Annotated in this window: 6 protein-coding genes and 1 pseudogene; 6 read left to right on the plus strand and 1 reads right to left on the minus strand. The window is 64.6% G+C overall.

The genetic code is table 11. The features are described 5' to 3' along the window. Positions 1 to 103 precede the first annotated feature (103 nt). The 5 genes from DBV10_RS20465 (at position 104) to DBV10_RS20485 (ending at position 6,249) form a co-directional block, all read left to right on the plus strand. The gene (locus DBV10_RS20465; RefSeq protein ID WP_124515404.1) at positions 104 to 895 is read left to right on the plus strand and encodes a UDP-2,3-diacylglucosamine diphosphatase; all 792 of its coding nucleotides are present in this window, start codon (positions 104 to 106) and stop codon (positions 893 to 895) included. A 35-nt stretch (positions 896 to 930) separates the two neighbouring features. Further along, positions 931 to 1,755 carry a zinc-dependent peptidase gene (locus DBV10_RS20470; RefSeq protein ID WP_124515405.1) on the plus strand — a complete coding sequence of 275 codons (825 nt, stop codon included), beginning with the start codon at positions 931 to 933 and terminating at the stop codon, positions 1,753 to 1,755. Positions 1,756 to 1,914: 159 nt separating this feature from the next. Continuing rightward, positions 1,915 to 4,152 carry a hypothetical protein gene (locus tag DBV10_RS20475; protein WP_124515406.1) on the plus strand — a complete coding sequence of 746 codons (2,238 nt, stop codon included), beginning with the start codon at positions 1,915 to 1,917 and terminating at the stop codon, positions 4,150 to 4,152. A gap of 376 nt (positions 4,153 to 4,528) precedes the next feature. Next, entirely contained in the window at positions 4,529 to 5,212 is a 684-nt protein-coding gene (locus tag DBV10_RS20480) for a transcriptional regulator (protein WP_199740207.1), read from the plus strand. A 62-nt stretch (positions 5,213 to 5,274) separates the two neighbouring features. After that, complete coding sequence (locus DBV10_RS20485) at positions 5,275 to 6,249, plus strand: threo-3-hydroxy-L-aspartate ammonia-lyase (protein WP_124515407.1); 975 nt, start codon at positions 5,275 to 5,277, stop codon at positions 6,247 to 6,249. Between the two features lie 36 nt (positions 6,250 to 6,285). Here DBV10_RS20485 and DBV10_RS20490 read toward each other — a convergent pair whose 3' ends face one another. Then, positions 6,286 to 6,519 carry a hypothetical protein gene (locus DBV10_RS20490; protein ID WP_124515408.1) on the minus strand — a complete coding sequence of 78 codons (234 nt, stop codon included), beginning with the start codon at positions 6,517 to 6,519 and terminating at the stop codon, positions 6,286 to 6,288. Positions 6,520 to 6,842: 323 nt separating this feature from the next. Between DBV10_RS20490 and DBV10_RS20495 the strand changes: the two are divergent. Next, positions 6,843 to 7,808: pseudogene (locus DBV10_RS20495) on the plus strand (hypothetical protein); the annotation flags it as partial.

Consider the following 7,808-nt stretch of genomic DNA (forward strand, 5'->3'; position numbering starts at 1 on the left):
GCGGCGGGGCGGCCCTTGCGCGGCGGCCACTGGCTTGAATCGCGCCGGTTCCATGCGCCGCGCTCATAGCTGTGCGCATGAAGCTCTAAGAGAAAAGAACTCCATGACCCCGACCGTGCCCCCGTTCGAAGAGCTTGCCGCTCCCTCGCACTGGCGCACGGTCGAATTCATTTCGGACCTGCACCTGCAGGCCAGCGAGCCCGCCACCGTGGCCGCCTGGCGGCACTACCTGCAGACCACCCAGGCCAACGCCCTCTTCATCCTGGGCGACCTGTTCGAGGTGTGGGTGGGCGACGACGCCCTGCGGGAGCCCGGCAGCTTCGAGGCCGAAGGCTGCGCCGCCTTGCGGGCTGCCGCGCAGCGCCTGCCGGTGTACTTCATGCACGGCAACCGCGACTTTCTGGCAGGCCCGGCCTTCCTCGCACATTGCGCCATCACCGGCCTGGCCGACCCCACCGTGCTGGTGTTTAACGGCCAGCGTTTTGTGATCAGCCATGGCGATCTGCTGTGCCTGGACGACGTGGACTACCAACGCTTCCGGGTGCAGGCGCGCAGCAGCGAATGGCAAGAACGCTTTCTCGCCCAGCCCCTGTCCACACGCCGTGCGCAGGCGCGCGGCATCCGCCAGGAGAGCGAAGCACGCAAACAATCCGGCGCCAGCTACGCCGATGTGGACAGCCCCGCCGCCATCGCCTGGCTACAGGCCGCCCAGGCGCACACGCTCATCCACGGCCACACGCACAAACCCGCCAGCCACCTGCTGGCCCCAGGCTTGCAGCGCGTGGTGCTCAGCGACTGGGACGCCGCCGCATCACCGCCCCGCGCGGAAACACTGCGTTTGTCCGGCGCGGGCTTGGAACGGGTCACCCTGACCCCCAGCTACCAGCGATCCTGAACTGCGCGGGGTTTCCTCCCTGCTGCCTGATCGCCATGCCCCCTTTTCTCAACCGGCTCTGGCGCCACGTGCGCTCCACCGTGGCACCGGTGCCCGACATCTCGGCCACGCTGTGGCTGCAAACGCTGCAGCGCTACCCGTTCCTGGCGGCGCTGTCGCTGCACGACCAGTCCAAACTGCGCGCGCTCAGCGCCCTCTTCCTGCACCACAAGGAATTCCACGGCGCCCACGGCCTGGTCGTGACCGATGCCATGGCCATCGACATCGCGGCCCAAGCCTGCCTGCCCCTGTTGCATTGGGGTGACCCCGCCAAGGCGCTTGGCTGGTATGACGACTTTGTGGGCATCGTGCTGCACCCCGGTGAGGCCGTGGCCCGCCGCAAGACCATGGACGAAGCCGGCGTGGTGCATGAACACACCCAGGTGCTGCTGGGCGAAGCCATGGAGCGCGGCCCCATCATGCTGAGCTGGGCGCATGTGGCCAACGCCACCGAAAACACCGCGCGCGGCCACAACGTGGTGGTGCACGAGTTTGTGCACAAGCTCGACATGAAAAGCGGCGAGCCCAATGGCTGCCCGCCCCTGCCCGCCGGCTTCATGGGCGCACGCACCGGCCGCGCTGCCTACGAAGCCTGGTGGAACGCCTGGGAACCTGCCTACCAGGACTTTCGCGAAGCAGTCATCAAGGCCGAGCGCTTCGGCGCCGAGCCGCCCTGGCTGGACGCCTACGGCGCCACCTCACCCTCCGAATTCTTCGCCGTGGCCTGCGAGGCCTACTTCGTGAACCGCGAGCGGTTTGCGCGGGAGTTTCCGGGGCTGATGCCGGTGCTGGATGCGTTTTTTCGCCCGCCTTTGCGCTGACTCAAGCAGCGCATAAAACACTCCCCGGTGGAGGCAAGTTGGTCTCTGCACATACGCCGCAGTAACCAAGAGTTACTTGGCAGTTGTAGCGCACGCCACATAGACTCGTCGCGCCACACGCTGTGCACAACGGCTACTTTTTTCATCCAAGGGAGTTTCATGTCAGACATTGCATCCAACGAAAGACTGCGACGTATTGGCCTGCTGGCCGCATTGGTTGTCCCCGCGCTCACTGCCTGTGGCGGCGGCTCAGGGGGCTCCGCCGAGACACCAACGCCTGCCCCACCTTCCCCAGCCCCAGCAGCCACCATCTCCCTCCTGGCGGGCAACACCAGCGGGGCGGGTAGCCAGGATGGTGCAGCACTCACAATCGCACGCTTCAGCCTCAGCCTTGGTGGAATGGCGATGACCGGCTCAGGCGAAGTCGTCATTGCAGACGGCCACCGGATACGCAAGCTCAGCACCGATCAGGAACAGGTCAGCACCTTGGCAGGCGGCGGGGCGATGGTACCTGCGGGCGGCACCAACTATGCCGACGGAAGCGGCTCTACAGCGCGGTTTTACGGACCCAAGGCGGTTGCCGTTGACGCAGCGGGGAACACCTACGTCGCCGACACCGTGAACCACCTGGTGCGCAAAATCAGCGCATCAGGAGTCGTCACGACCCTTGCTGGGAAAGCAGGGGTGTGCGGGAGCCAGAACGGCGTCGGTGAAGCCGCGACCTTCTGCACCCCCACCAGCATCGCTGTGGACAAGATGGGTACCGTGTATGTCTCACAGGGCTCTGGCACGGAAAATCCCATTCGCAAGATCACCGCTGCCGGCGAAGTGAGCACATTCATCGGCAAAGCCAGCCAGTACGCTGGCGGGATTTCAACTCCTTGGGGTCCGATACCCACTTACTATCCCGTGCATTTGGCGATTGACTCGGCAGGGTCCCTCTTCGCGGCGGACCCCAACGATCATGTAATCCGCAAGTACAGTGCCGACGGCCAAGCCACCGTGGTAGCTGGCACGCTACTCCCCAACAATGTGGGGGGGGACACGGACGGCGTGGCCTCCGCTGCGAAATTCCGCACTTTCTTGGCCGTCGCTTTCGACGCCGCGAATCGCCTGCACGTACTGGGTCCCGACAACTCTGGCTACCCGACCATCCGGCGGATTGATAGCGATGGAACCACAACCACCGTTGTTCGGGCGCACTCCTGCACCCTCCAGAATGGGATTGTCACCGGTCCGCCAGGGACTCTGTGCACCGCGAACCAGATGGTCGTCAAGGCCAACGGAGATTTCCTGGTGGCCGAATACGGATACGGCGGCAGCACCTACAAATATGCGCAGTTGCGCAGCTACACGCCGCAAGGCACTTCCACCGTGGTTGCCGGAATGCCCTCCGCCGAGGGTGCAGACGACGGGCAAGGCAGCAGCGCGCGATTCGACAGGCCAGGCGCCCTGGCCTTCAATCCCTCGGGGGCTTTGTATGTGCGCGACAACGGCAACGGCGCTATCCGCACGGCACAGGCAGATGGAGTGGTACGCACCCTGGGCAAACCGGACGGACATTGCACGGCGGTCACCGGCATGGCCAGCGAATTCCTAGCTCTGTCGGGCCCGGACAGTGGGTACCTGCGATTCAATAACGGCCCGCTAGCCACCGACAGCGCAGGGAATCTTTACACTGTCAATGAGGAGCGCGTCCTCAAGATGAAGGATTGCCAGGTCACACTCCTGGCGGACCTGAAGCCGCTGCTGACAACGTCCACCTACGTCTTTATGTCCAACAACGCATCGGGCATCTCAGCGGACAGCAAGGGCAATGTCTATGTGTCCACTCTCAAGGGCGCTATTTTCAAGATCGACACCAAGGGTGAAGTCGCGCTGTTTGCGGGCAGCGTGGCCCCGGCGGGGCACGCAGATGGGCAGGGCGCTGCGGCAAAATTTGCAGCGCCGGGCTATATGACCGTCGATGCGGCAGACAACCTCTATGTGGTCGATGGCCTGTCAGACGTCACCGTCAAGGTGGGCCCCACCATCCGCAAGATCACACCATCCGGACTGGTCAGCACCCTGGCGGGCAACCCCAACGCTGCGTCTGGCTACGCCGATGGCGCCGCTGCTGCCGCGTTGTTCACGGTGGGCAGTATCTCGTCCGGAGAGACTGCCAGCCTCGCCGTGGACAGCAAGGGCAACGTCTATGTCACCGATCCCGTTAATAGCGTGATCCGCAAGATTGCAACCGACGGCCAGGTCAGCACGCCCGTGGGGCAGTTATGGCGGTATGGTTATGCAGCCGGCACTCTGCCAGGCATCATCAACCGCCCTGCGGGCATCGCAGTGCGCAATTCCACGATGTACATCTCCGTGCCGAACGCGGTGCTGCAGGTCGGACTGCCCTGACAGAGAGCCTGATGCGACGCAAAGCAGTAATGCAATGCGTCTGCAGCAACTTCGTCCCTTTCATGTGCAGACGCGCCATCGTCCACACATGGGCACTGACAGGTCCTTGGCCATACGGATGTGGCCGTGCCTGACTCTGCCCTCCTCATTCTCATCCGCCAACCCACTCAGTTGGCCCCTACACAACCCGGCGGTGAGCGCACGGCCATTCAAGAAAATGGCTGCGCAGCTCGCGACCTCCCGTTGCATCGCCAGGCATGCGCGCGCAATGCCGCCTCTGCGGCCTTGACACAACGTGCAGCCATTGGCTGACCGGAGGGTTTGTACTTCATCGCGTTACTTTGACACTTTGTCTAATTTTGTATAAATTGGACAAATGCCTGCACGCCTTTCTTCGCCTCCCTCTGCCCGCGAACGTCCCACTGGAAGCGCCCTGCGGCGCACCCCGGAGCAAAGGGCCCTGCTTTCGCAAATCGAGCAGGTCGCCCAGGGCCTCGCAGCCACCTTTGCCCCGTTCTGCGAGGTGGTCGTGCACGACCTGCTGGACCCCAAACACGCCATCCTGGCCATCCACAACAACCTGTCGGGCCGCAGTGTGGGCGACCCCACCACCGAGCTGGGCCTGGCCCGCATTGCCGACCCGGACTACCCCCAGGTCATCGCCAACTACGCCAACCACTTCGCCGATGGCCGCCAGGCCAAGAGCACCTCGGTAGGCATCAAGGATGCATCGGGCCACTACATCGCGGCGCTGTGCCTGAATGTGGACCTCACCCTGTTTCGCAGCCTGCAGAGCGTGGTGGGCCAGTTCACCGCCACAGACGGCAAAACCGGCCTCCAGGAATCGCTGGACCCCGCTGGGGCCGAAGCCATCCGCCAGCGCATCGACCAGTTCGCGGCGCGCCTGTCTTCGGCGCCACGCGCCCTCAAGGCGGCCGAGCGGCGCGCGCTGCTGCGCGAGCTCAAGGCCTCGGGCAGCCTGGAAGTACGCCGCGCCATGGAGGTGGTGGCACAGCACCTGGGCGTGTCACGCGCCACGGTGTATGGCGACGCGAAATGACACGGCCCTGATTTCCTCACCCTGTTCCCCTTCTTGCGCCCCTTCTTCCCCGGACCCGCACCATGACTCCTGCCCCCTCTGCCCTTCCCACCTATGACGATGTTGTGGCCGCCGCCAGCCGGATTGCGGGGGTAGCGCACCGCACGCCCGTGCTCACCTCGCGCACCATCAACGAAGAGTTCGGCGCCCAGGTGTTCTTCAAATGCGAGAACCTGCAGCGCATGGGCGCATTCAAGTTCCGTGGGGCCTACAACGCGCTCGCCCAATTCAGCCCCGCGCAGCGCAAGGCCGGCGTCGTCACCTTCTCATCGGGCAACCACGCGCAGGGCATTGCACTGGCCGCGCGCGAGCTGGGCATCCCCGCCACCATCCTCATGCCCCAGGATGCCCCTGCCGCCAAGGTGGCGGCCACCCAGGGCTATGGCGCCCAGGTGGTGCTCTTTGACCGCTACACCCAGGACCGCGAGCAGCTCACCCGCGACCTGGCGCAGCAGAACGGCCTCACGCTGATCCCGCCCTACGACCACGCGGATGTGCTGGCCGGCCAGGGCACGGCCGCCAAGGAGCTGTTCGAGGAGGTCGGTCCGCTGGATGCATTCTTTGTGTGCCTGGGCGGCGGCGGCCTGCTGTCGGGCTCGGCCCTGGCCACGCGCGCGCTGTCACCCCAGACCAAGCTCTATGGCGTGGAGCCCGCAGCAGGCAACGACGGGCAGCAGTCCTTCCGCAGCGGCGCAATCGTGCACATCGACACGCCCACCACCATTGCCGACGGTGCGCAAACCCAGCACCTGGGCCAGATCACCTTCGCCATCATCCGCCGCGACGTGGACGACATCCTCACGGTGACGGACGATCAGCTGGTGGACGGCATGCGCTTTTTTGCCGAACGCATGAAACTGGTGGTGGAGCCCACCGGCTGCCTGGGTTTTGCCGCAGCACGGGCGATGCAGAGCGAACTCAGGGGCCAGCGCGTGGGCGTGCTCCTCAGCGGCGGCAACGTGGACCTGGCACGGTTTTGCGCCCTGCTGGCGAAGTGATGGGCGGTTTCCCAGGCGCAGAAACCTGCAAAGGCCTCACGCCGACAGCGCTTGCTCCACCGCCAGCTTGGCCTCTTCCAGGCTGCTGAAAAACCGCGTGGGCTGGGGCATGGCCTTGGGCAAATGGGCCGGCGCCGGCCACAGGCGCTCGTCCGCCCAGGCCGCTATCCACCCTCCGATGTCCTTGCGCTTGATGGAGCAGAGTGCTTGCCCGTCCACCATCGCTATCCAGGTGGCAGGTGGGGTGTGGTCCCAGGTGACATGTGCCATGGTGCCCTCCAGCGGTTGCTGTGCCATTGTAGGAAGCAGCTGCCGGGTGGGCAATGTGTCCGCGCCCCTCAGCGCGCTTGAACGCCTTTACCAACGCGCTTCTCTTCTCTGCACCCAGCCAGGGGCCGGTTGGTACCTGGCCCCGCGGCACGGTGCCTGCGCGCACAGGTGCACATGGCAGTGCACGGCACCGCACGAAAGGCATCCCGGGCCCCAGTGCCCCCGCCGTAACCAACAGTTACTTGGCTGTTGCAATACACGCCCCATAGACTCGTTGCTTCACGCATTGCGCACAACAACAACCATTCATTCCAGGGAGTTTCATGTTAGACATTGCATCCAACGATCGACTGCGACGCATCAGCCTGCTGGCTGCATTGGTTGTCCCCATGCTCACCGCCTGTGGGGGCGGCTCTGCCGAGACACCGCCAACACCCGCTCCCCCTCTGACTGCACTGACCCTGTTCGCGGGCAATACAGACGGCCCGGGCAACCAGGATGGGCCCGCCTCCACAGCCCGCTTCAGCCTCTGGGTCCGTGGGCTGGCTGTTGCGCCCAACGGAGATTTAGTGATTGCAGATGCTGGCAACAACGCCATCCGCAAGCTGTCCGGTACCGGACAGGTCAGCACTCTGGCAGGAGGCGGCGATGTGTTGCCCCAGAGCCCCATTCCGACGCCCGCCGCAAACCATGCAGACGGAGCGGGTGCCACTGCCAAGTTCAAGGCCCCACAAGCGGTGGCCGTGGATGCAGCCGGCAACACCTACGTCGCAGACACCGACAACCATGTCGTGCGCAAGATCGACCCGACGGGGAACACGACCACCTTGGCAGGGCAGCCAGGGGTGTGCGGAAATACCGATGGCTCCGGTGCCGCCGCAAGTTTCTGCAGGCCCGGCAGCATCGCAGTGGACGGCTCCGGCAACGTGTACGTCTCTGAACGCGTGGGTCTCAATGGCATCACCGGCAACCCCATCCGAAAAATCACGGCGGCTGGTGCCGTCAGCACGGTGACCCCCAAGGCAAGTCAGCGACCCAGCCGGATCCATTTTTCCGCAGGTGCATACATTTACTTTTACCAACCCGTTCGGCTGGCCACCGACGCCTCTGGCACCCTTTACGCAGCCGACCCCAACGACCATGTGGTGCGCAAATTCACCCCACAGGGCCAGGAAAGTGTCCTGTCTGGCAGGGTGCCTGAAGGCAATGATGACTATGGCTATGCCGATGGACCTGCAGCAGACGCCAAATTCGGAAGCATGGACGCCATTGTGTTGGTGCCGATGCAA

Source organism: Acidovorax sp. FJL06 (genome assembly GCF_003852545.1).
GTDB lineage: Bacteria > Pseudomonadota > Gammaproteobacteria > Burkholderiales > Burkholderiaceae_C > Acidovorax.

Excerpts from the sequence above, each read along its gene's own strand:
- DBV10_RS20490 (WP_124515408.1), bottom strand. The coding sequence starts at position 6,519 with ATGGCACATGTCACCTGGGACCACACCCCACCTGCCACCTGGATAGCG.
- DBV10_RS20470 (WP_124515405.1), top strand. The coding sequence starts at position 931 with ATGCCCCCTTTTCTCAACCGGCTCTGGCGCCACGTGCGCTCCACCGTG.
- DBV10_RS20475 (WP_124515406.1), top strand. The coding sequence starts at position 1,915 with ATGTCAGACATTGCATCCAACGAAAGACTGCGACGTATTGGCCTGCTG.
- DBV10_RS20485 (WP_124515407.1), top strand. The coding sequence starts at position 5,275 with ATGACTCCTGCCCCCTCTGCCCTTCCCACCTATGACGATGTTGTGGCC.
- DBV10_RS20480 (WP_199740207.1), top strand. The coding sequence starts at position 4,529 with ATGCCTGCACGCCTTTCTTCGCCTCCCTCTGCCCGCGAACGTCCCACT.
- DBV10_RS20465 (WP_124515404.1), top strand. The coding sequence starts at position 104 with ATGACCCCGACCGTGCCCCCGTTCGAAGAGCTTGCCGCTCCCTCGCAC.